The 21560-nt window shown below is 67.8% G+C and carries 18 protein-coding genes and 1 pseudogene; 7 read left to right on the top strand and 12 right to left on the bottom strand.

Features of this window, described 5'->3' with window-relative positions; translation table 11 throughout:
- Positions 1-14 precede the first annotated feature (14 nt).
- Positions 15-1175 (top strand): zinc-binding dehydrogenase, encoded by a 1161-nt coding sequence (locus tag P9A17_RS27940; RefSeq protein ID WP_278042021.1) that lies wholly within the window; start codon positions 15-17, stop codon positions 1173-1175.
- On the opposite strand, the gene P9A17_RS27945 is transcribed toward P9A17_RS27940, so the two are convergent.
- Genes P9A17_RS27945 through P9A17_RS27975 form a run of 7 tightly spaced genes read right to left on the bottom strand, consistent with a single transcriptional unit; the run spans position 1172 to position 7184 of the window.
- Positions 1172-1597: a hypothetical protein gene (locus P9A17_RS27945; protein ID WP_278042022.1), complete on the bottom strand. Its 426-nt coding sequence runs from the start codon at positions 1595-1597 to the stop codon at positions 1172-1174. The two genes, P9A17_RS27940 and P9A17_RS27945, sit on opposite strands and share 4 nt — an antisense overlap.
- Positions 1598-1617: 20 nt before the next feature.
- On the bottom strand, positions 1618-2808 hold the full coding sequence (locus P9A17_RS27950; RefSeq protein WP_278042023.1) for an FAD-dependent monooxygenase: 1191 nt from the start codon (positions 2806-2808) through the stop codon (positions 1618-1620).
- 3 nt (positions 2809-2811) lie between these two features.
- On the bottom strand, positions 2812-3789 hold the full coding sequence (locus P9A17_RS27955) for an amidohydrolase family protein (RefSeq protein WP_278042025.1): 978 nt from the start codon (positions 3787-3789) through the stop codon (positions 2812-2814).
- Positions 3786-4532, bottom strand: coding sequence for an ABC transporter ATP-binding protein (locus tag P9A17_RS27960; RefSeq protein ID WP_278042026.1), 747 nt, complete (start codon positions 4530-4532; stop codon positions 3786-3788). Before P9A17_RS27960 ends, P9A17_RS27955 begins: the two co-directional genes overlap by 4 nt.
- A 14-nt stretch (positions 4533-4546) precedes the next feature.
- Positions 4547-5323, bottom strand: coding sequence for an ABC transporter permease subunit (locus tag P9A17_RS27965; protein WP_278042027.1), 777 nt, complete (start codon positions 5321-5323; stop codon positions 4547-4549).
- On the bottom strand, positions 5320-6147 hold the full coding sequence (locus tag P9A17_RS27970) for an ABC transporter permease subunit (RefSeq protein WP_278042028.1): 828 nt from the start codon (positions 6145-6147) through the stop codon (positions 5320-5322). The genes P9A17_RS27965 and P9A17_RS27970 overlap by 4 nt, the downstream gene beginning before the upstream one ends.
- A complete protein-coding gene (locus P9A17_RS27975; RefSeq protein ID WP_278042029.1) occupies positions 6144-7184 on the bottom strand; it encodes an ABC transporter substrate-binding protein in 1041 nt (346 codons plus the stop codon). The genes P9A17_RS27970 and P9A17_RS27975 overlap by 4 nt, the downstream gene beginning before the upstream one ends.
- A 68-nt stretch (positions 7185-7252) precedes the next feature.
- Between P9A17_RS27975 and P9A17_RS27980 the strand changes: the two genes are divergently transcribed.
- On the top strand, positions 7253-8893 hold the full coding sequence (locus P9A17_RS27980) for a GAF domain-containing protein (protein ID WP_278042030.1): 1641 nt from the start codon (positions 7253-7255) through the stop codon (positions 8891-8893).
- Positions 8894-8896: 3 nt separating this feature from the next.
- On the opposite strand, the gene P9A17_RS27985 is transcribed toward P9A17_RS27980, so the two are convergent.
- From P9A17_RS27985 to P9A17_RS27995, 3 genes are read right to left on the bottom strand one after another with little or no spacing between them, the layout of a single operon-like run.
- Entirely contained in the window at positions 8897-9481 is a 585-nt protein-coding gene (locus P9A17_RS27985; protein WP_278042031.1) for a TetR-like C-terminal domain-containing protein, read from the bottom strand.
- 14 nt (positions 9482-9495) lie between these two features.
- Complete coding sequence (gene hrpA / locus P9A17_RS27990; protein WP_278042032.1) at positions 9496-13380, bottom strand: ATP-dependent RNA helicase HrpA; 3885 nt, start codon at positions 13378-13380, stop codon at positions 9496-9498.
- A gap of 24 nt (positions 13381-13404) precedes the next feature.
- Positions 13405-13755: a hypothetical protein gene (locus P9A17_RS27995; protein ID WP_278042033.1), complete on the bottom strand. Its 351-nt coding sequence runs from the start codon at positions 13753-13755 to the stop codon at positions 13405-13407.
- A gap of 155 nt (positions 13756-13910) precedes the next feature.
- Between P9A17_RS27995 and P9A17_RS28000 the strand changes: the two genes are divergently transcribed.
- Both P9A17_RS28000 and P9A17_RS28005 read left to right on the top strand, forming a co-directional pair.
- Positions 13911-14543, top strand: a complete 633-nt coding sequence (locus P9A17_RS28000) for an MspA family porin (RefSeq protein ID WP_278042047.1) — start codon at positions 13911-13913, stop codon at positions 14541-14543.
- A gap of 9 nt (positions 14544-14552) precedes the next feature.
- Entirely contained in the window at positions 14553-15116 is a 564-nt protein-coding gene (locus tag P9A17_RS28005) for a hypothetical protein (RefSeq protein ID WP_278042034.1), read from the top strand.
- 1 nt (position 15117) lies between these two features.
- On the opposite strand, the gene P9A17_RS28010 is transcribed toward P9A17_RS28005, so the two are convergent.
- On the bottom strand, positions 15118-16011 hold the full coding sequence (locus tag P9A17_RS28010; protein ID WP_278042035.1) for a mycobacterial-type methylenetetrahydrofolate reductase: 894 nt from the start codon (positions 16009-16011) through the stop codon (positions 15118-15120).
- A 92-nt stretch (positions 16012-16103) separates the two neighbouring features.
- Here P9A17_RS28010 and P9A17_RS28015 point away from each other — a divergent pair, with 92 nt between their 5' ends.
- From P9A17_RS28015 to P9A17_RS28025, 3 genes are all read left to right on the top strand, one after another.
- Positions 16104-17282: a hypothetical protein gene (locus tag P9A17_RS28015; RefSeq protein ID WP_278042036.1), complete on the top strand. Its 1179-nt coding sequence runs from the start codon at positions 16104-16106 to the stop codon at positions 17280-17282.
- A 10-nt stretch (positions 17283-17292) separates the two neighbouring features.
- Positions 17293-18711: a protein adenylyltransferase SelO gene (locus tag P9A17_RS28020; protein ID WP_278042037.1), complete on the top strand. Its 1419-nt coding sequence runs from the start codon at positions 17293-17295 to the stop codon at positions 18709-18711.
- 61 nt (positions 18712-18772) lie between these two features.
- Positions 18773-20164: a wax ester/triacylglycerol synthase family O-acyltransferase gene (locus P9A17_RS28025; RefSeq protein WP_278042048.1), complete on the top strand. Its 1392-nt coding sequence runs from the start codon at positions 18773-18775 to the stop codon at positions 20162-20164.
- Here the strand turns inward: P9A17_RS28025 and P9A17_RS28030 are convergent.
- A pseudogene (locus P9A17_RS28030) lies at positions 20161-21426 on the bottom strand (DUF222 domain-containing protein); the annotation flags it as partial. The gene P9A17_RS28025 and the pseudogene P9A17_RS28030 sit on opposite strands and share 4 nt — an antisense overlap.
- Positions 21427-21560 lie beyond the last annotated feature (134 nt).

Raw genomic sequence — 21560 nt, forward strand, 5'->3', positions numbered from 1 at the left:
GCAACGATGGCTGAATGAAAGCGGTCAGCTGTCTTCGCAGCACTCTGGAAGTCGTCGACCTGCCGGCACCGCGGCCCGACGAGGGTCAGCTCGTGCTCGACGTGCTGCGCACCGGGATCTGCGGATCGGACCTGCACGCCAAGGATCACGCCGACGAACTCACCGAGGTGTTCGCCGAGGGCGGGTACCACGACTTCGCACGCAGCGACACCCCGGTGGTCATGGGGCACGAGTTCTGCGGCGCCGTCGCCGAGCGTGGGCGCAAGGCGGGCAAGGAGTTCCGTCCCGGCACCACCGTGGTGTCGTTCCCGCTGCGACGCGCCAACGGCGGCGTGCACCTGATCGGCCTGTCGCCGCTGACCCCCGGCGCGTACGCCGAGCAGGTCGTCACCGAGGCGGCGCTGACGTTCGTGGTGCCCAACGGGCTCGATCCGGCGACGGCCGCGCTGACCGAGCCGATGGCGGTCGCCCTGCACGCGGTGCGGCGCAGTGACATCACCACCAAGGATGTCGCGATCGTGCTCGGGTGCGGTCCGGTGGGGCTCGCCGTCATCTGCCACCTCAAGGCGCAGGGCGTACGCACGATCGTTGCGAGCGACTTCTCACCCGGGCGCCGAGCGCTCGCGACCCGGTGCGGTGCCGACATCGTGGTCGACCCCGCCGAGGATTCGCCGTACGAGGCGGTGCCCGCCAGGCAGCGCGGCCTGACCGAACTGCCGGCCCTCTACGAGCTCGGTGTCGGGTCCATGGAGAAGCTGCGCAAGATCCCCGGCTGGGCGCACGTGTACCGCGTGGCCGACAAGCTCGGCGGCACCGCACCGAAGCGCCCGGTGATCTTCGAGTGCGTCGGCGTGCCCGGGATGATCGACGGGATCATCCGGTCCGCACCGCTGGCCTCCCGCGTCATCGTGGTCGGCGTCTGCATGAGCGAGGACCGGATTCGCCCGGCGGTGGCGATCGGCAAGGAGATCGATCTCCGCTTCGTCTTCGGACAGACCCCACTGGAGTATCGCGACACCCTCCACATGCTGGCCGACGGCAAGGTGGACGCCTCGGCGCTGGTGACCGGGACGGTCGGACTCGGTGGCGTCGCGGCCGCGTTCGAGGCGCTCGGCGACCCCGAGACGCACGCCAAGATCCTCATCGACCCGGCGAGCGACGCCGTCACGCCCTAGATCGCCAGGGGTGCGTTCGCCGAGTCGATGTGTTCGACAGTGGTGAAGACGAGCTCGCCGTCGCCCACGTTTTCGATGTCGTGCAGCAGGTACTCGCCGGTCTCGAAGGTGAAATGCCGTGTCTCACCGGCGTTGTAGGACACATCGCGGGTGGTGCCGTCCGATGTGTGCTGCCTGCTGGTGCCGGCGTTGACCGCCGTCCAGAAGTAGTCGAGCACATGCCGGTGGGCATGCCAGCGCTGCCCGGGCGCCAGCCGGATCTCCCATACCCGGACCCGGGCGTTCTCGCTCAGCAGCCGCGAGCCGACATGCCCGTCGTGGGAATGGGATTCGAACTCCGCGCGCAGCTCGTCGCTCCAACCCTCGAAGTCCGTCGCGACCAGGGTGCCCGCCAGCGGGGCGTCGGTCAGAAAGTCGTTCATCGGTGTTTCTTCTCCTCTGGTCAGTGGCCCGGGCCGTAGAGGCCGAATCTGTTCTCGGGGTGGCCGGGGATCCAGGTGCCGGTGACCTGCGAGCGTGTCCCCATCTCCTTGACGCGGCGAAGCAGCCGCTGCGCGAGTTCGAGCTGCCCGGGTTCCCACTTCGCCAGTGCTTCGGCGATATCGGAGCTTTCGGACAGCGCGTCGTACAGCGCCCAGGCGTTCGCGGCGGCCTTGGCAGTGCCGGCTGCGGCGTGTGGACGCGCGGCGCTGGCGGCATCTCCGACGAGAGCCACGCGGCCCATCGCCATCTGACGCGCACCGGCGTCGTACACCGCCTGAAGGTACGGCTGTTCGGTGCGCAACACGACCTCCGCGGCAGCCGGGGCGAGCACGTGCTGTGCTGTCGAACGCATTTCGTCGACGAACCTGTCCTGCACCTGTCCCGGATGCAGCGAAACGCCCGCGATGAACCCGCGCTTGTCGGTCATCAGTTCGTCGAGCGCGTAGCCTTCGGCAACGTTGCGGTACCACACGTAGTTCAGCAGCCGCCGGCCCGGCTCCAGGCCACCGTCCGGCGACGGAATCGGGTAGACGTTGATGTGGGTGTGCGGACCGAGACTGTAGCTGATCGAATCCTTGAGCAGGTCGAAGGTTTCCGAGGATACGTCACTCTCGGGCACGGTGCCGCGCCAGCCGACGTAGCCCGAATATTCCAGCCGCGATTCGGGCGAGATCCGGCGCCGGCTCGGCGAGGTGATCCCGTCGGCGAACACCACCAGGTCGGCACGTTCGCACCGACCCGACGTGAACCGTACTTCCACTCCGTCGGCGTCCTGGTCGAACCCGGCGGCATACTCGCCGAGATGGTAGCTCTCGGTGCCGAAGTCGGCCAGCAGCGCACGATAGAACGTGCCCCAGGAAGTGTAGCTCCACGGCGCCTCCTCGCGGTGCACCACGGTGTTGTCGGGGCCGAGGTACTGCACGAACTGCGTTGAGGTGCTGACGGTTTCGGGATGCTGGCTGCTGCACTCGACGAACCATCGCAGCGTGTCGGGCTGCAGGACGATGCCGCCGCCCCGGCCGTCCAGATCGGTGGGCGTGCGTTCGAAGATCGCCACGTCGAAGCCGAGTCTGCGCAACAGCAGCGCGGTGGTCAGTCCACCGATCGAGCCTCCGATGACGATCGCCCGGTGTCCGCTCCAGTCGTTCATGTCCTACTCCTGTGTGTCGAGCCCGAGGAAGGCGCGGGCGTTGGTCTCCAGGGCGGCGTCGTCGATGCCCACCGCGTGCGGTAGCTGCAAGGGGTTGTGAGTGCCCATGTCGAACGGATAGTCGCTGCCACACATCAGGTGAGCGAGATCGGACTGCTGGGCAAGAAGTTCGAGGGTGGGGACGTCGTGGGTGAGGGTGTCGAACCACAGGTCGCGGAACGCATCTCGGGGCGCCCGTGCGCCCGCGGATCGGACGTCGGCCCGCTGCTGCCAACCGTGCTGCCACCGCCCCACCAGTGCGGGGGCACACCCGCCGCCGTGAACGAGGCAGATCCGCAGACCGGGTAGTTCGTCGAGCACGCAGCCGAGGGTGAGCGCCGCGGCGGCCGTCGCGGACTCCACGGGATTGCCGATCAGGTTCGCGAGGTAATACGACGACCACTCCGGCCGCGGCAGCTGCATCGGGTGCACCAGTACCGCGACGCCGTATTCGGCTGCTGCCACCAGTATCTCGCGCATCGGCGCCACGTCGAAGGACGTGCTGTCGAGCACCGGCGGCACCGCGATCCCGCGGACGACATCCGAGGAGGCCAGCGCCGCGATCTGTTTACGCGCCGACTCCGGGTCGTGCAGCGATACCAGTCCGAGCCCCAGGAGTCGTCCCGCACTGTCGTGGCACTGCTTCTGCAGTTCGTCGTTGAACGCGCCGACGAAGTCGTCGACGCCCTCGTGGGCGGTGATGGGAAATGCGAACGGCGGCGCCGACAGCACCCGCGATCCCAGGCCCGCGGTCTCGGTGTCGGCGAGGACGCGGTCGATGTCGGTCATCGCATCGGTGTCGATGGACAGCGGCAGCGTGCCGAGGTGCAGTTGACCGTCCTGGTCCCGCAGTGGTGGCAGCGGTGATCCCGGGGCGAGCCCGAAAAGCTCCCGCGCCAACCAGTGTGCGTGGACGTCGACCGGTCCGGGACGGATGGTCACGCTGCCGCGCCCTGCGCTTCGAGCGCCTCGAACCGCGCCAGCACCTGCGCTTGGAGCACCGCGACCGCCGGATCCGACGCCCGCCGGGGGCGCGGCAGGTCCACGTCGATGATCTCGTGGATCCTGCCCCCCGGTTCGAGCACGACGATCCGGTCCGACAGCTGGACGGCTTCGGTGACGTCGTGGGTGACGAACATGACGGTGCGCCGCGACTCCAGCCAGATCCGCTCCAGATGTTCACGCAGCGTCCGCGACGTCATCGCATCGAGATGGCTGAACGGTTCGTCCATCAACAGCACGTCCGGTTCGACGGCGAATGCCCTGGCGATGCCGATGCGCTGTTGCTGCCCGCCCGACAGCTGTGCCGGGTATCTGTCCGCGCAGTGGCTCAACCCGACTAGGTCGAGGTAGTGGCGGGCCCGGTCCTGCCAGCCGGCGCGTTCGTGCTGCACGAAACCGAGGTTGGCCATCACGGTGCGCCACGGCAGCAACCGCGGGTCCTGAAAGACATAGCCCACGCGCGCATCTCGGGCACCTGCGCGCAGCGCGACGTTTCCCGACGTGTGGGTTTCGATACCCGAGACGATGTTCAGCAGAGTGGTCTTGCCGCTGCCCGACGGACCGACGACGGAGACGAAGGTCTCACCGGAGATGGTCAGGTCGACACCGTCGATGACTCGGGTCACCGCGCCGCGCCTGTCGGTGAACTCTTTCACCAGACCCTTGATTTCGATGGAAGCCATGTTCTTCTCGCTTTCTAGACGGAGCGCCAGCGGGTGGCGAAGCGCTCGATGGGACCGAGGATCAGGAGGTCTGCGACGACCAGCAGCAGGATGAAGACGAGCACCCAGGCCAGGAAGCCGTCGAGTTGGTTGGCGTCATACCAGTAGCGGGCACGCCAGCCCACCCCGGACGTGGCGCCGAACCATTCGGCGAGCAGAAGCCCGTTCCAGGCGCTCATGATGGCGAATCGCACTGCGGCCACAGTTGATCCGGCGACGGCGGGCGCGACGATCTGGCTCAGGACGCGGCTCTGCGGAACTCCGAACGAGCGGGCCATCAGGACCAGGTCCGCGGGCACGGCACGCGTCGCCTTGGCGATGTTGACGATGACGAACGGCAGTCCCGACAGGAACACCGTGACCACCGGAGTCAGCCAGCCGAATCCGAACCACATCGTGGTCAGCAGCGCCCAGATCACCGCGGGGATCGCCAGGGCGGCGGCGTTGAGGTCCGAGAACGCCAGATCCGCCACCCGGGACAGACCCATCAGGACACCGACCGCGGCTCCGACCACCAGGGCGGCCGCGAGACCGAACACGAAGCGGTTCATGCTGATCGCGAGGTTGTGCCACAGTTCCCCGGCCGCCGCCTCCGCGCCGAGTCGTTGGACGGTCACCGCCAGGGACGGGACACGGTTGCCGACCACGACGGCCAGTTGCCATGCGGCCAGGATGCTCAGAATCGCGGCGAGAACCGCTGCGGCGGTGATGCTCTGGCCGCGCAGCTGACGAGTCAGGGTCTGGGTGCTCATGCGATTTCCTTCCGCCAGGCGAAGAACCTGTTCTCCAGGTGGGCGAGGCCTCGTTCGATCAGAACCATCGCGACGATGAAAAGCGCTGTCCAGGCCAGCATGTCGGCGACCTGGAACTCCTGATACGCCTTGCGGATCATGAAACCGACACCGGAGCTGGCACCGAACACCTCGGTGAGGGCCTCGACCTTCCAGGCCATCGCGAAGCCGTACCGCACACCGGCGAAGACGAAGGTGGTCAGCGCGGGCAGGTAGAGGTGCCGCAGGACGTCGGTGCGGCTGCGCTCGAACGCCTGACACATTGCCAGCAGTTTCCCGTCGACCGATCGCACGCCCTCGGCGACATTCATCGCGATGAACGGCAGCGCGACGAGCGCGGAGACCACGATCGGCCCGCCTGCGCCGACACCGAAGATCAGCAGTCCGAAGACCGCGTAGGTCAGGCCGGGCATGTTTCCGAGGACGAACAGTGGCAGCGAAAAGTACGCGGTCATGAAACGGGAACGGCCCATGACGAATCCGATGACGAGTCCGCCGATCATCGCGATTCCGAAACCGGCCGCTATCTTGGTGATGCTTGCCGCGAAATTGGTGAACGCCTCCCCCGACCCGACGATCGCCACGACCTGTTCGGCGACGAGAGCCGGCTTCGGCAGGATCGGATCGTCGACCCACGCGGCGGCGGCCGTCCACGCTCCGACAGCGAGTACGAGGGCGATTCCGGAGATGATCCAGCGCCGCTGCGCCAGCGGGGTCTTCCCGCGCCGCGGCGAAGGCTGTGCCGGTTCGATCCGGGCATCCGCCGGGACGACAGTCTGGGTCACGGGTGGACTCCTTCGGTCGGCAGGAACTGCGGGTCGGTGATGTCGTCGCCGATGACGCCGGTGGTGCGCATCAGGTCGAAGATGGAGCTCTCGTCCTCGGCCCACTGCGGATCGAAGCGGACCTCGTCGGTCACCCAGTCATGCTCGGCGACATAGGCTTTCATGAAATCGATGTCTTCCGGTGTGGCCACCGCGAAATGCTGTGGGTAGCGCTCGATCATCTCGTCGCGGTGCTTCTGCCATTCGGCCAGTCCGCGGTCCCACAGGTCGAGAAACGCCGACACCTCACCGGGGTGGCCGTCGACCCAGTCCTTGCGCGCGACGAACACGTTACCCATCGGGCCGTCGTGGCCCGGTGCGACGAGTTCGGCGAACAGATCCGCCGATGACTTGCCGTCGTAAAGTGGGCGCACCGAGCCGTCCCGCAGTTCACGTGCCGACAGATCGGGGTAGCAGATGCACGCGTCGATCTCGCCGCGTGCCAACAGATTCGACAGATTCTGGATGTCGGCGACGACGATGTCGAAGTCGCCGTCGACCAGCGTCAGCTGATGCATCTGCTCGACCAGCGCGCTCCACACCAGAGTGCCCGAGACCGTGGTGAACACCCCCAGCCGTCGGCCCCGCAGATCTTCGAGGGACTGCGCGGGGTCGTCGGCGCGGACCAGGATGCGGCTGCGTTCGGCGTTGTACTTGCCGATGATCACGGTCTCGCGCTGGGTCTGTTCCTCCAGGCCGGGCACTTCGAACGACGCCGTCGAGATGATGTCGGCATGACCGCCGGCGAACAGTCCGAACTCGTCCCACGTGGCACTGGTTTCGATGGTGTAGCCGGTGTCGCGCTGCCACTCGTCGACGATCCCGGTCTCGTTCATGTAGTCCCAGATGGGGTCGGGCGCGAACGTGAAGCGGATGACGCCGTCGCGGGCTGACCGCGAGGACGCCGGTCCGCCGAGTCCGGCGGAGCACGCCGTCGTGGCGGCCAGAAGGACGACAACCAGTAGGGCGGACAGGACTTTTCGTGTGATCGTGCTCACGGGATTCACAATGCGTGCTGCGGCCGATCCGAGACAATGTCTCTCACGACATATTTATGCTTGGTCGTATGTCGTCGGAGACACTCCTCGAGCGTTGGCTGGGTGCCCTCGCGAACATCGGCGAGGCCGTCGGAGGCGACGAGCCCGTGGTGGATCTGCTGGACCGGGTCGCAAGAACCGCCTGCACGCTGCTCGGATACGACTTCTGCGCGGTGTTCCTGCCGGGTGACGACGGCCGCGCCCTGACCATCGAGGGCTCGTACGGGTTGTCCGCCGACTACGTCGCGCAGGTCAACGCGAATCGTCCGATCCTGCTCGACGTGCGGGGCGAACGGGAGGCGCCCACCAGCCTGGCCTACCGCAGCGGTGAGGTGGTGACACTGGAGGACATCCAGCTGGTGCCGGACTTCACCTGGGGCGGCGTCGCGCAGGAGCAGGGTTACCGCGCTCTGATCTCGGTTCCGCTGCGGCGCTCCGGGACGGTGGTCGGGGCGCTCAACGGCTACCGCACCGCGCCGCACCGGTTCGACCGCGCGGAGATCACGCTCGTGACGACGCTGGCGACCCAGGTGGCGATCGCGCTCGGCACCGCTCAGCTGCGCGCCGCGGAGCAGGCGACGATCCGCGAACTGCGGCGCGCCGAGGAGGTGCACACGCTGTTGATGGCGACGGCGCTGCGCGGCGAAGGTGTGGCGGGAGTCGCTTCGGCACTGGCCGCGCTCCTCGACCGCGCGGTGCTGATCGAGGACGTGTACGACGAACCTCTCGCCGACGCCGGTTGGACCGCCGCCGGCCCGAGCGAGCACACCGTCGCCGCGGTGACCCTCGACGGGACCACCGTCGCCCGGATCCACATCGCCGCAACCGATTCGGAATTGTCGGCGCTCGACGTGCGTGCGGTCGAACACGCGACGGTCGTGACTGCCCTGGAACTGTTGCGCGACCGCACCGCGGCGGAGGTCGAGCAGCGTATCCGCGGATCGCTTGTCGCGGATCTGCTCGCCTCCGACGGTGCCGACATGGCGGCATTCCTCGATCGGGCCCGGCGGCTCGGATGGGATCTGTCCGGCGGGCACGCCCTCATCGCGATCCGCCCCGCAACCGAACGGACGCTCGCGACGGCCGACCGCTTCGTTGCAGGCACAACTCCCCGGCCCCTGGCAGCGCTGCATCGTGGCGATCTGGTGCTGGTATGGCCCGAGCACGCCGGCCCGGCAGTGGAGATCGCTGGGCGACTCATCGAAACACTCACCGCCGCAAGGGCAGTGGAGCACGCTGTCGCCGCGGTGTCCCCGCCCTCGGCCGCGAGCGAACTCCCCGCGTCGTTCCTCACGGTCCGAGGCGCACTCGACCTCGCCGGCGATCGGGCGGGGCCGTCGGTCATCGACCTCAGCGAGCTGACGGTCGCCCATCTGCTGCTGCAGGTCGACGATCCGCGCCGGTTGCGCGGGTTCGCCTGGTCGGTTCTCGGGCGCGCCGCCGAGTACGACCGCAACCGGTCCACCGAGCTCCTGCACACCGCGCGGGTGTATCTCGATCACGGTATGGACCGGCGGGCGACCGCGGAAGCGCTTCATCTGCACCCCAACACCGTTGCCCAGCGGATCCGCAGGCTCGAAGAACTGACCGGCTTGGACCTGTCACGACCTGCGGATCTGTTGCAGTTCACGGCGGCCCTCACCGTGGCGCGGATCGCCGAGTTGCGGTAGCGGTCAGCGCCGGATCAACGCGCGCCACGCGAGCTCAGCGACGGACAGGCAGTAGGCGTCATCGATGGGCTCATCGGTGTAGAGGCTCCGAATATTGATGGGGGCCAACAGAATCTGTACCGCTGTGAGCGGATTGACGCCCTCCCGAAGCTCGCCGCGTACGGCGGCCTGGTCAAGGATCGTGCGCACCGTCTCGTACCGACGGCGCCAGAAGATCGTGCGGGTGTCGTCGGAATGCGTCGCGCGGTCGTCCATCACCATTGCGCGCTGCAACCGCCGGCCCTGCGAAGTGTTCAGATAGCGTGCCACCGCGAGCGCCATCGCCTCCAGGTCACTGCGCAGCGACCCTGTGTCCGGAGCGATGATGATGTCGTCGGCGCGAAAGAACATCGTGTCCAGCAGGAGCCGCTGAGTGGAACCCCAATACAGATGTATTAGCTGCACATCGATGCCGTGGCGGCCCGCCATGGCGCTGACGTCGAACCGGTCGATCCCCTGGTGGGTGACCTCGTCCAGCGCAGCCGCCAGCACGCGATCCCGAAGTTCCTGCGGCACCGCGCTATCGACGAAATCCCACTGAGAAGACATGCCAAGGGTCGACCTTAGTCCTGCACGGCGTCGAGCGCGCGATAGATCCTTTGCTCGCTGACCGGCCGCGGCGTGCCGAGCTGCTGCGCCCACAGGCTCACGCGAAGCTCCTCGATCATCCTGGCGATGTCGATCACATCGGGTGCCGCGGCGCGGGCCGGCGACAGCGCGGCCCGGAGCTCTTCGTAGGCGTCCTGCACCGCGGCCACCCGCTCCATGCGCTCGCGGTCGGCACCGAGTGCGTGCGGAAGCCGTTCGAGTCGGCGCCCGATGGCCGTCAGGTACCGCGCGAGATCGCCGAGGTGCGCGGTACCGGTGGCAGCGACGAACCCCGGCGCCACCAGGCGCGCGAGCTGTCCGCGGATGTCGGCGATCGCGTCTGCCTGGGCTTCAGACGGTTTCTGCGGCAGCGCGAGCTGCACGTCGTGCAGCGCGGCGAGGACTTTCTCGACGCGGTGCACGACGTCGGTGGTGGTCTGCGCGAGACTCGCGGCCAACTTCTGCCGCGCGGCACCGAAGTCCGCCTTCGTCCAGACGGGGGAGGGCACGAGAACCTGGACGGCGGCGTCGGCGCAGTCGTCGATCAGTGCGGACAGCGATCCGTCGGGATTGTGACCGAGAACCAGCCTGGTTCGGGTATCGAGGCCGCGCTCAACGTTTTTCGTGACCGTTGGGGCGGCGGCCAACAGTAGGCGCTGGCAGCCGCGGGGCATCGCGGCGTCCTGTTCGGCCTTCGTCGCGAACACCTTGATGTCGACAGCTGAACGTGATGGCACCAGAGCCGGATAGCCGCGCACGGTGTGTCCCGAGGCACCTTGGCGTTCCACCACTCGCGGCAGCTCGTCGAGGTCGGTGGGCCAGTCGCGCAGTCCTTGGCGCTCCAGATCGCCTGCGACAGTGGCCGCGACGGCCTGACGCGTCGGCGCGGCGAGCCGGCGTTGCAGTTCGTCGAGGTTCTTGCCGCGGGTGACCACCGCGCCGTCGGCTCCCTCGACCGCGAAGGTCACCCGCAGATGCGGAGGTAGCTTGTCGAGGTCGAAGGCGTCGATCGGTACCAGAATCCCTGTGCGCCGCCGCAATTCGCGCTGCACGGAGTCGAGAAGCGGCCCGTCATCCGGCGTGATGGCGTCCAGCAGGGCCCGCGCGGTGTCCGGTGCCGGGACGAAGTTGCGGCGCAGGTCCTTGGGCAGCGACCGGATCAGTGCGGTCAGCAGCTCCTCCCGCAGTGCGGGGACCTGCCAGGCGAAGTCGTCGCCACCCAGCCGAGCGAGCACGTCGACGGGCACGTGCACGGTAACTCCGTCGTCGGCGGCGCTCGGATCGAACCGGTAACTCAGTGGCAGCGACAGGTCGCCGGCCTGCCAGCTGTCGGGCTGGTCGGCTCCCGCCTCGTTGCGCAACAGGTCATCTCGCGTCATCGTCAGCAGGTTCGGGGTTCGGTGCCGCTCTTTGCGCCACCACCCGTCGAAGTGCCGGGATGACACGACGTCGGCGGGTACCCGCGCGTCGTAGAACGCGAAGATCTCCTCGTCGCCGACGAGCAGATCCCGGCGCCGCGCCCGGTCCTCCAGCTCGGCGAGCTCCGTGCGCAGGGCTGTGTTGTCGCGGAAGAAGTGGTGTTTCGTCTGCCAGTCCCCCTCGACGAGGGCATGCCTGATGAACAGATCCCGGGCGGCTTCGGGGTCGACCTGCGCGTAGCCGACGCGCCGCTTGGCCACCAGGGGCAGCCCGTAAAGGGTGACCCGCTCGAAGGCCATCACCGCGCCTCGATCGGCATCCCAATGCGGCTCACTGTACGTCCGCGCAACCAGGTGGCCTGCAACACGTTCGACCGATTCCGGCTCGATGCGCGCGGCGGTCCTTCCGAACAGCCGGCTCGTCTCGACCAGGTCGGCGACGACGACCCAGCGCGGCGGGCGACGCGTCAGCACGGATCCGGGCGCAAGCACGAACTTCGCGTTGCGGGCACCTTCATACGTGCGGCCGTCGGTGTCGCGCATGCCGACGTGCGACAGCAGACCAGCCGTCAGCGCCGCGTGCACTGCTGCCGGGTCCGCAGGCTCGTCCTGTTCGGTGATCCCGATGTCGCGGCAGATGCCGCGGAGCTGGCCCACCAGGTCCTGCCATTCCCTGATCCGCAGGTAGTGCAGGAACTCGTCTCGGCACATCCGTCGAAAAGAGCTGCCGGAACGTTCTTTTCGCTGTTCGGTCAGGTACAGCCAGAGATTCAGGTACGACGTGAAGTCCGAATGCTGATCGGCGAACCGGGCATGTTTCTGCCGGGCCGCTTCTTCCCGGTCGGTGGGCCGCTCACGCGGATCGGGAATCGACAGCGCAGCCGTCAGGACCAGCATCTCGCGCACGCATCCCTCGGCCTGTCCCTGCAGGATCATCCGGCCGAGTCGCGGGTCGACCGGGATCTGGGCGAGCTTGCGGCCCGTATCGGTGAGTTCGCGCCGGGTGTCGAACGCGCCCAGTTCCTGCAGCAGGTTCACGCCGTCGCGGATGCTGCGCGCATCCGGCGGATCGAGAAAACCGAACGCCTCGATGTCACCGAAACCGAGCGCGGCCATCTGCAGGATCACCGCGGCGAGGTTGGTGCGCAGGATCTCCGGATCGGTGTAGCGAGGCCGGGATTCGAAGTCCTGCTCCGAGTACAGCCGGATGCACACGCCCGGCGCTGTCCGGCCCGACCGTCCGGCCCGCTGCGCCGCCGAGGCCTGGGAGATCGGTTCGATCGGCAACCTCTGCACCTTGGTCCGGCGGCTGTACCGGGAGATGCGGGCGGTGCCGGGGTCGACGACGTACCTGATGCCGGGCACCGTCAGCGATGTCTCGGCGACGTTGGTGGCCAACACGATTCGCCGCGCGGCACGGCTGGGCTGGAAGACCTTCTGCTGTTCGGCGGTCGGCAGTCTGGCGTAGAGCGGCAGCACCTCGGTGTGACCGGAGTCGGTGACGGCCCGAAGGGCTTCGGCGGTATCGCGGATTTCGCGCTCACCGGACAGAAACACCAGGACGTCGCCGCGCGGTTCGCCTTCGAGTTCGGCCACCGCGTCGATGATCGCCTCGGTCGGATCCCGCAGCTCGGTGCGCACCAACTCGTGGTCAGGGTCGTCGGGATCCTCGTCCCCCTCGGCCGGGACCGTCACTTCCAAAGGGCGATAACGGATTTCAACGGGATAGGTGCGGCCCGACACCTCGACGATCGGGGCACCGGAGAAAAACCGCGCGAACCGTTCCGGTTCGATCGTCGCCGACGTGACGATCACCTTGAGGTCGGGGCGACGCGGCAGCAACTGCCGCAGATACCCCAGCAGGAAGTCGATGTTGAGGCTGCGCTCGTGCGCCTCGTCGATGATGAGCGTGTCGTAGCGCAGCAGGCGGCGGTCGCGTTGCACCTCGGCGAGCAGGATGCCGTCGGTCATCAGCTTCACGAGCGTGCGGTCACTGGCCTGATCGGTGAAGCGCACCGTGTAGCCGACCGCCTCGCCGAGCGGTGTGCCGAGTTCGTCGGCGATGCGGGCCGCGACGGTGCGTGCAGCGAGGCGGCGAGGCTGGGTGTGTCCGATGGTGCCGCGGATACCTCTGCCGAGTTCCAGGCAGATCTTGGGAAGCTGCGTCGTCTTGCCGGACCCGGTCTCGCCGGCCACGATCACCACCTGGTTCGCCGCGATGGCCGCGGCGATCTCGTCGCGACGTTCGCTGACCGGGAGGTCGGGATAGCTGATCTGCGGGACCGTGGCCTGCCGCCGGGCGACCAGGGCCTCGGCCGCGGTGAAGCGTTCTTCGAGGCGCTCGAGCTGTGCCGGCGTGGGTTTGCGGAGCTGACGCAGGCGGCGACCCAGTTGGGCGGCGTCCCGGAGCGTCAGGCCGTCGAGCCGTGCGCGCAGATCCACCCGGCAACGATAGGCGTCGCGCCGCTACTCGGGTGCGCGGGTGCGGACGAACAGCACCGTCGCGGCAAACAGGATCTCGGTGACGGCCACGGCGGTGGCCATCTGCATCGCCATGCTCATCTCGACCCCTGCTGTCGCGACTGCACCGGACCCGTGGTGATGCCCGGCCATCGGGATGTGTACGGCGATCATCGCCAGGTTCATCACTGCCACCATCAACCAGCTCCGAATGGTGTCGAACCGCCACAGCTCGTAGGCGCAGTACACGCATGCCGCGGCCATCGCGATGGTCAAGACGCTGGGCGAAGAGCCGTGCAGCACAGCCGAACTCACGGCGAGCAGAACGCCCGCGCCGCGAACAAGGCCGGTCTTCATACCCAAGTAGACAACGCCGGCGCCAAAATCTCATCGCGAGCGGCTAACGATTGTGTTCGGGGCAGGACGAGGACAAGCGCCGCGGCGTTCAGTCTGATTAAATGCGCAGCAAAGCTGTTTGCTGACGGGAGATACGCGTGCGGTGGGGGAAGAAACTGTGCTCCGCCGCGGCGGTGGCGACCGCGGTCGCAGCGATCGGAATTGCTCCCGCCTCGGCCGAACCCGTCCCGATGCGGCCCCTGAATTACGACAAGGTGTCCAGAGACGGCTGGCATCTGAACATCAAGGTGGAGAACGAAGTCGTCAACTCCATCCCCAACCTGGCCAACGCCGCTGACTCCCGCGAGGGGTTCGTCACCGCTTCGGCGACCGCGACCGCAGTCGGTGGCACGAGCCCCATCACCGACAGCATCTTCATCCTTGGCTACCAACTCGGGTGCCAGTCCGACGTCTCGGCGGGTCTGCAGTACGGCGCGACGGCCGGTGGCGGCCCGTCGGGAACCGTCGGAATCGGCGGTGGATCCCCGGTGAGCGCGGCCATCGGCGCGGACGGCGGCGCCGCGGGCTTCGTGCAGACCGTGCTGCAACCGGGCGTGATCGTGGACCTCCCGTTGTCGAACATGGCGTTGAGCCAGGGCGGCCAAGCGATGATCGACATCGACAACATCCACATCAAGGCAGACGCGTGCGGTGGCGACGTGACGATCCGGTCGTACGCATATCTGCGGATCTCCACCGATGTCGCGCACACCCAGTTCGCAATCTACGGCGATCCGATCAAGATCTAGGAGGCGACGATGCGCGTGCCGAAGCGTCACCTGCTGCTGGCGGCAGCAGCGGCCGCAGCAGCCTTCGTGCTGGCGCCGAGCGCGGGTGCCCAGCCCGACGATGTGCCCGGCGATTTCGACTTCGGCATCGGACCTCCAGGTCTGCAGCCCGGCAGCTACTCGTATCCCTACAACGTCATCGTGGTGGGCCCGCCGCCCGCGACGGACTCCCGCGGCACACGCATCAGCGCCGGTGTGGACAAGGACGCCAAGTCGGCAGGCCTGCCCGGTAGCAGCCTCGGCAACTCCCAGCAAGCCGGCGGCCCGTTGACGTCGGCCAACACCCGCAACGGAATCAGCGCCGGTTTGGAGCCGGCCGGTGAAGCGAACACCGGCATCGACGTGCGCGCCGGGATCGCGGCAGTGCCCACCGGCGAGTCCGCGAACGGCCAGCCGCCGCAGGATCCCATCGCGATCGAGTCCAGCCAGCCCGACGAGTTGTCCACGCCGGGCGGCTACCCAGCGCCGATTCTCGAGACCCCGGGCACGGTTCGTGAGGGTCCGGGCGGCGTGTTCGGTCCTCAGCCTCAGTAGGTCAGGGCTTGTCGGGACTCCAGTAGGCCAGCATTTCGGCCAGCGTCTCGAACGCCGCGGTGTTGACGCCGTAGGTCGCCTCGAAGTGCACGCTGAGCGGGAAGCCGAGTTCGGCGACACCGTCGATGACGCGCTTGTACAGATCCAGCATCAGCAGACGGCGGCCAGCGGGATCGGTGTCGGCAAGGGTCCTGACGAACTCCTGCTCTTTCGCGACGGCCTCGTTGCCGGGGTCCTGGATGAGCCAGTTGATCAGCCCGACGCGGCTCTCCACCTTCGGCACGAAGCCGAAGGACAACAGGATCTCGGGCCGGTGGTCGGTCTTGTCGGCGAAGTCGGTGAGCATGCCGACGATCGCATCGGAGTACAGCAGTTGCGTCATGCCGTAGGTCGCGCCGCGGTCGCACTTGAAGTTGAAGCGGCCATGTTCGCCGTCGCGCGTCGGGATCAGGATGACGCCGCGGTTGGCGACGACACCGTCGAACATCGACAGGGCATCGGTCGGCGCGACACCCGACCCTTCACCGTCGCTGAGAGTGCGCGGCACGCCGACGAAGGCGATCCCCTCGAACCCGCTGTCGCCGAGTTCGGTGAGCCTGCCGTGCAGCGCGGCCTCGTCCATGAACGCGGTGACCTGGGTGCACAGCCCCTTGATGCCGGGCAGCTCCGGCTTGATCATCTTCCAGAAGTCGAGAACGTCGAGCTTGGGCTTCATCTCGATCGGACGGTCGCCGTCCTCCTCGATCATGCCGGGGATCATGACGTGACGGATCCGGCCGCCCAGCCCTGCCTCGGCGGAACACCGCAGCACCTTCTCGGCGTCTTCGAGAGCCTGTGCGCGGCCTCGCTCGACATTCGGCGGCACCAGCTCAAGGGCGATGGTGTTCAAGCTCACAGCGTTGCTCCACATCTGGGCATTCGGGGAAAAATCACCATACCTGGGGCGCCACATCGTCACTGAGTGAGCTTTCATGGGGTAGAGCTCCTATGAAGATGCCGCTGAATTCACTGACACCCAAGCCTCATCCATGCCTCGTCGTCGCGCTCGCCGTGATCGCGTGCCTGCTGGCCGCGTGCACCGGCGTCGAGTCGACACCCGGCTCGACGTCGACGAGCCCGACCGGGACGACGACGTCCACGTCGCGCTCCCCGTTCGAGCCGACGCAGACCCCGAAGCCGCCCGACACCAGCGTCGCGCTGCTCGCCTACCGCGCCGCCGACGAGATCGGACTCGTCGAGGGCACCGAAGTGGTCGCCACCGCCAAGGGGTCGTTCACCCCGTCCAACGACCTGATCACCACCGAGGACGGCAAGTTCGTCTTCGCGCGCACTACCGACGGTCAGCTGGCGGTAATCGATGTCACCACCGGCGCGGGCGAGACCCGCGCGGTCCCCGTCGGTCCGACACTGGGCACCGGAGGCGGCAGCACGATCGTGTGGTGGGAGCAGCCGAACCGGCTGATGCGCCTGGACCTGTCGAACCCGCAGTCTCAGCCCGAACTGGACCGAACCGTCGATCTGCCGCCGGTCCCCGGGGTGCGCCCGGGCGACCCACGACTGGTGGTGGCGCGCGGCGGCACCGCCGTCGTGGCGCGGGTCGAGGCACCGCCGTCACCGTTCGGCGGCCCCGACACCCTGTACGCCGTCCGCGGTCCGGGACCCCCGTCGTCGCTGGGGCAGGTCGACGCCAACAGTCCCGTCTCGGTGGCGCGGCTGAGCCCAGATGGCGCGGCGCTGGCCTACGCGCTCTACCGCGGAACGGACAACGCCTGCGGGACGGCCGCCATCGTGACCTCGGATGCCGACGGCACCCAGCAGACCTTCGACGTGGCCGGGCCGGACGCGAACGCCGGTTCGCGGGTCACCAAGTTGTGGTGGCCGGCAACCGGGGCGCCGAAGTTGAGCCTGACGACGTGGGTGTGCGGGCAGCCGCAGACCTATCCGCCGGTTGTGTGGCAGGTGTCCGGCGATCACATCGCGCAGACCACGCCCCCGACGTCGGCGTTGCAGACCGCCGACGTCTCTCCGGGTCAGCGCGCATTGCTCCTTCCCAACACCGGTACCCCTGCGGATCCGGCCGGCTCACTGGTGTTCGAGGAGAGCAACCGCAGGATCTCCATCAAGGGCGACGTCGACGCCATCGCGGTGATCCAGCCGTCTCCGTAGGCTGGGAAGGATGAGTATCGCGCTGCAGAGCCGGTTCGTCGGCGAGCTGCCCGAACTGGCCGTTCCGTGGAAAGCCGAATCGGCTCCCGAGCCCAGGCTGCTTGTCCTCAACGAACCACTGGCTGACGAGCTCGGCATCGACGCGCAGTGGCTGCGTAGCCCGGACGGGCTGGGCCTGCTGACCGGCACGCTCGTCCCCGGCGATGCGACCCCGGTGGCACAGGCATACGCCGGCCACCAGTTCGGTGGATTCCAGCCTCGGCTCGGCGACGGCCGCGCGCTGTTGGTCGGCGAGCTCGAAAGTGTCGACGGCGGCGTGCGCGACCTGCACCTCAAGGGTTCCGGACGGACCCCGTTCGCCCGGGGTGGCGACGGCCTTGCGGCAGTGGGGCCGATGCTGCGCGAGTACGTCATCAGCGAGGCCATGTACGCGCTGGGGATCCCGACGACTCGGGCGTTGGCGGTGGTGGCCACCGGCAGACCGGTGTACCGGGAGACGGCGCTGCCCGGCGCGGTGCTCGCACGGATCGCATCGAGCCATCTGCGGGTGGGCACGTTCCAGTTCGCAGCGGCGAGCGGCGATCGCGGACTTCTGCGCCGACTGGCCGATTACGCGATCGCTCGTCATCACCCAGCGGCCGCCGACGCAGAGCATCCCTATCTGGCGCTGCTGGAGTCGGTGAGCGCGGCGCAGGCGCGACTGGTTGCCCGCTGGATGCTCGTCGGCTTCATCCACGGCGTGATGAACACCGACAACATGACGATTTCCGGCGAGACCATCGACTACGGGCCGTGCGCGTTCATGGAGGTCTTCGATCCGGCGACGGTGTTCAGCTCGATCGACAGCTGGGGCCGCTACGCCTACGGCAACCAGCCGTCGATCGCGCTGTGGAATCTCGCGCGCTTCGCCGAGACGCTGCTGTCGCTGCTCGACGACGACGCCGACAAGGCCATCGGAATGGCCGAGGTGTCGCTCGGCGGCTTCCAGAACGTCTACGAGTCGGCGTGGACGGGCGGGATGGCGGCAAAGCTGGGTGTGCCCGGCGCCGCGCCGGGCGACGTTGCCCCGCTGATCCAGGATCTGTTGACGGAGCTCCACGAAAACCAGATCGACTTCACGTCGTTTTTCCGGACGCTGGCCGCGGTCGCGGACAGCGGCGACGCACGGGTGAGCTCTGCCTGGCTGGCGCGCTGGCGTGCGCTCGGCCCGGATCCGGCCCTGATGGATCAGGTCAATCCGGTCTACATTCCGCGCAACCACCTCGTGGAGGAAGCGCTGACCGCCGCGACGACGGGTGACCTCGCGCCGGTGGAAGGACTGCTCGACGCGATCCGGGCGCCGTTCGACGAACGGCCCGGTTTGCAGCGATTCGCCGAACCCGCGGCGAAGGAGTTCAGCGCCTCGTTCCAAACCTTCTGTGGAACGTGAGCGCTGGCGATAGCGTTCAGCCGTGAGCGCTGACAATGTCCGCCTTGGACTGCAAGACCTGATGTTCATCTACGGCGAGACGTCGAGTTCGAAGATGCACGTCGCCGGGCTGCTGCCGTTCACTCCGCCCGCAGATGCACCGCGCGACTACCTGCGGAAGATGATCGATGAGGCGCGTGCGCTGGAGATCTTCGCGCCGTGGAACCGCAAGCTCGCCTATCCGCGGTTGCAGTTCAGCCCGGTGCACAGTTGGGTCACCGACGAGGATTTCGACTTCGACTATCACGTGCGCCGTTCCGCGCTTGCCAGCCCTGGTGACGAGCGGGAGTTGGGTGTGCTGGTGTCACGGCTGCACAGCAATCACCTCGACCTGACCCGGCCGCCGTGGGAGTTCCATTTCATCGAAGGCCTCGAGGGTGGCCGCTTCGCGATGTACATGAAAATCCACCACGCGCTCGTGGACGGCTACAGCGCGATGCGGATGCTCGGGCGCAGCCTGTCCACCGACCCGAACGACCGCGACACCCGAATGTTTTTCAACGTGCCGATGCCGGCGCGCTCCCGGCGCGACTCTGCCGCGTCCGAGGAGCCGTCGAACCCGCTTACGGCGGCGTTGCGCGCCCTCGGCGGGGTGGGTTCGGCGGTGTCGGGCGGGGTCAGTTCGGCGGTCGATCTGACGACAGCCCTGGTGAACACGCAGCTCCGCCGCGACGGCGACAACGCCCACATCTCCGGGTCGGTGTCGGCCCCGCACAGCATCCTCAACGCTCGCATCAGCCGCAATCGCCGGTTCGCCACCCAGCAGTACGAGTTCGACCGCGTCAAGAAGCTCAGCGCACAGCACGGGGCGACCATCAACGATGTGGCGCTGGCGATCATCGGGGGTGGGCTGCGAAAGTTCCTGCGCGACTTCGACAAACTGCCTGATCGTTCGCTGATCGCGTTCCTGCCCGTCAATGTTCGGCCGAAGGGTGACGAGGGTGGCGGCAATGCGGTCGGCGCGATGCTCGCCCCGATGGGCACCGACATCGAGGATCCCGTCGAGCGGCTGACGATGATCACAACGTCGACACGCGCTGCCAAGGCACAGCTGCAGTCGATGTCACCGGCGGCGATCATCGCCTACAGCGCGGCGCTGCTGGCTCCGGCGGGCGGGCAGATCGCCGGAGCCCTGACCGGCGTGCAGCCGCCGTGGCCGTACACCTTCAATCTGTGCGTATCCAACGTCCCGGGACCTCGGGAACCGTTGTACTTCAACGGGTCCCGGATGGAGGCGACCTATCCTGTGTCGATCCCGATTCACGGCATGGCGCTCAACATCACGCTGCAGAGCTACGCCGACACGATGAACTTCGGGTTCGTCGGCTGCCGCGACCGCCTCCCGCATCTGCAGCGTCTCGCGGTGTACACCGGGGACGCCCTGGCCGAACTCGAGGCCGCCTCCGAAAGCTAGAACGGCGGCGGTTCGTCGGGGTCGGTGAGTGTCAGTGGTGGTGGTTGCCAGCCCGGTGGGAGTGGTTCGGGTTCGATGGGTTCGGCGATGAACCGGGCGAAGGGGCTTCGGTCGTCGGGTTTGTCGTGGAACCAGTAGCCCTTGAAGAGCACGTGCTGGCGGCGGAAGTGGTTGCGCCAGAGTCGTTGCCGGACTTCTTCTTTGGCGGCGCGGTTGCGGTACTGGTTGTAGGTGCTGGCCTGACGGTGTTGGTTCAGCCGGGTGCGCGCGGCAGCGACCCGTTGGCGCTCTTCGGGACTGCGGGGTCGGCGCAGTCCGGGGAACATCGCCGCACCGGCGGGGGTGCTGCGATAGGTCTTGCCTGATGGTGAGGTCCATACGATCGTGGCGTCGGGGTGTTGATGGTCCGACCAGCCGGTGTCAAAGGTTTTGTGGCGGTGGTGTTCTCGGCAGTAACACGCTAGGTTCCAGGGCACTGTCTGACCGCCGGCGGCGGGATCGTCGTGGTTGAACGGTTGCGTGTGGTCGATGTCGCAGCGCTGCGCGGGCACTGTGCAGCCGGGGAAGCGGCATGTCAGGTCGCGGGCGCGGATGAAGCGGGCCAGCGCAGCCGAGGGGCGGTATGTCAATGCTTGGCGTTCGTCGACGACGGGTTCTTCGACGAGGCGGCGGGTGGCATCACGAGCCAGCTCACGCACCAGGGCGGCGTCGATGACGCCGTAGCCGGCCAGATAGCCGGGCGCATCGCTGTGCCCGGTGACGGTTTCGGCGGACGCGATCACGTTGAGCACCACCTGCGGCTCCGGAGCCGGCGGCAGGGCCGGCGCAGGCGGGGTGGCCGCGGGCGCAGGGGCCGCGGGCGCGGCAGCGTCGGCGCGGTTGGGACAGTCCTCGCTGTCGCAGGCGCAGCTGAACCGCTGGCCTTTCTGTATTGCGGTGAACGCATCGGCGCGGCGGGCCCGCAGACTGCGTGGATCCCCGGCGCACACCGTCTTGGCCATCGCCGAGAGTCGGGTGTCCAGGGCCGCACCCTCCTGCGCGGTCATCGTGGCGCGCACCACCGCGATCCCGTCGAGACCGACCTCGACACTGACGGCCCGCTCGTCGAAGGCACACACCCGGCGTTTCTTGACGGCCTCGGCGTCGAGCTTGTTGACCTCGGTGTCGATGGCGTCACGCACGTTGCGGCGCGACCAGCACGCCCAGTCCCGGATCTTGTCGGCCAGGGTCGCGTCGAGGCGCTCGATGACGTCCTCATCGACGACATCGGTGCGGGTGGGCGTGTCAGATGGTTTGTGTAGCTGTGGCTCCTAGTGAATGGAGCAGTATCGATGGATGTGAGCACTGACGAGCCGATGTCGGGGGCTGACGCCGTAGAGGCGTTGAAGTCCGCGGG

The organism is Mycobacterium sp. 236(2023) (assembly GCF_029623955.1).
Classification (GTDB): Bacteria; Actinomycetota; Actinomycetes; order Mycobacteriales; family Mycobacteriaceae; genus Mycobacterium.

Bases quoted from the DNA above. Each gene is read 5' to 3' on its own strand.
- P9A17_RS27985 (WP_278042031.1), bottom strand. From the start codon at position 9,481: ATGTCTTCTCAGTGGGATTTCGTCGATAGCGCGGTGCCGCAGGAACTT.
- P9A17_RS27995 (WP_278042033.1), bottom strand. From the start codon at position 13,755: ATGAAGACCGGCCTTGTTCGCGGCGCGGGCGTTCTGCTCGCCGTGAGT.
- P9A17_RS28020 (WP_278042037.1), top strand. From the start codon at position 17,293: ATGAGTATCGCGCTGCAGAGCCGGTTCGTCGGCGAGCTGCCCGAACTG.
- P9A17_RS27940 (WP_278042021.1), top strand. From the start codon at position 15: ATGAAAGCGGTCAGCTGTCTTCGCAGCACTCTGGAAGTCGTCGACCTG.
- P9A17_RS27950 (WP_278042023.1), bottom strand. From the start codon at position 2,808: ATGAACGACTGGAGCGGACACCGGGCGATCGTCATCGGAGGCTCGATC.
- P9A17_RS27960 (WP_278042026.1), bottom strand. From the start codon at position 4,532: ATGGCTTCCATCGAAATCAAGGGTCTGGTGAAAGAGTTCACCGACAGG.
- P9A17_RS27980 (WP_278042030.1), top strand. From the start codon at position 7,253: ATGTCGTCGGAGACACTCCTCGAGCGTTGGCTGGGTGCCCTCGCGAAC.
- P9A17_RS28025 (WP_278042048.1), top strand. From the start codon at position 18,773: ATGTTCATCTACGGCGAGACGTCGAGTTCGAAGATGCACGTCGCCGGG.
- P9A17_RS28015 (WP_278042036.1), top strand. From the start codon at position 16,104: ATGAAGATGCCGCTGAATTCACTGACACCCAAGCCTCATCCATGCCTC.
- P9A17_RS27945 (WP_278042022.1), bottom strand. From the start codon at position 1,597: ATGAACGACTTTCTGACCGACGCCCCGCTGGCGGGCACCCTGGTCGCG.
- P9A17_RS28005 (WP_278042034.1), top strand. From the start codon at position 14,553: ATGCGCGTGCCGAAGCGTCACCTGCTGCTGGCGGCAGCAGCGGCCGCA.
- P9A17_RS27965 (WP_278042027.1), bottom strand. From the start codon at position 5,323: ATGAGCACCCAGACCCTGACTCGTCAGCTGCGCGGCCAGAGCATCACC.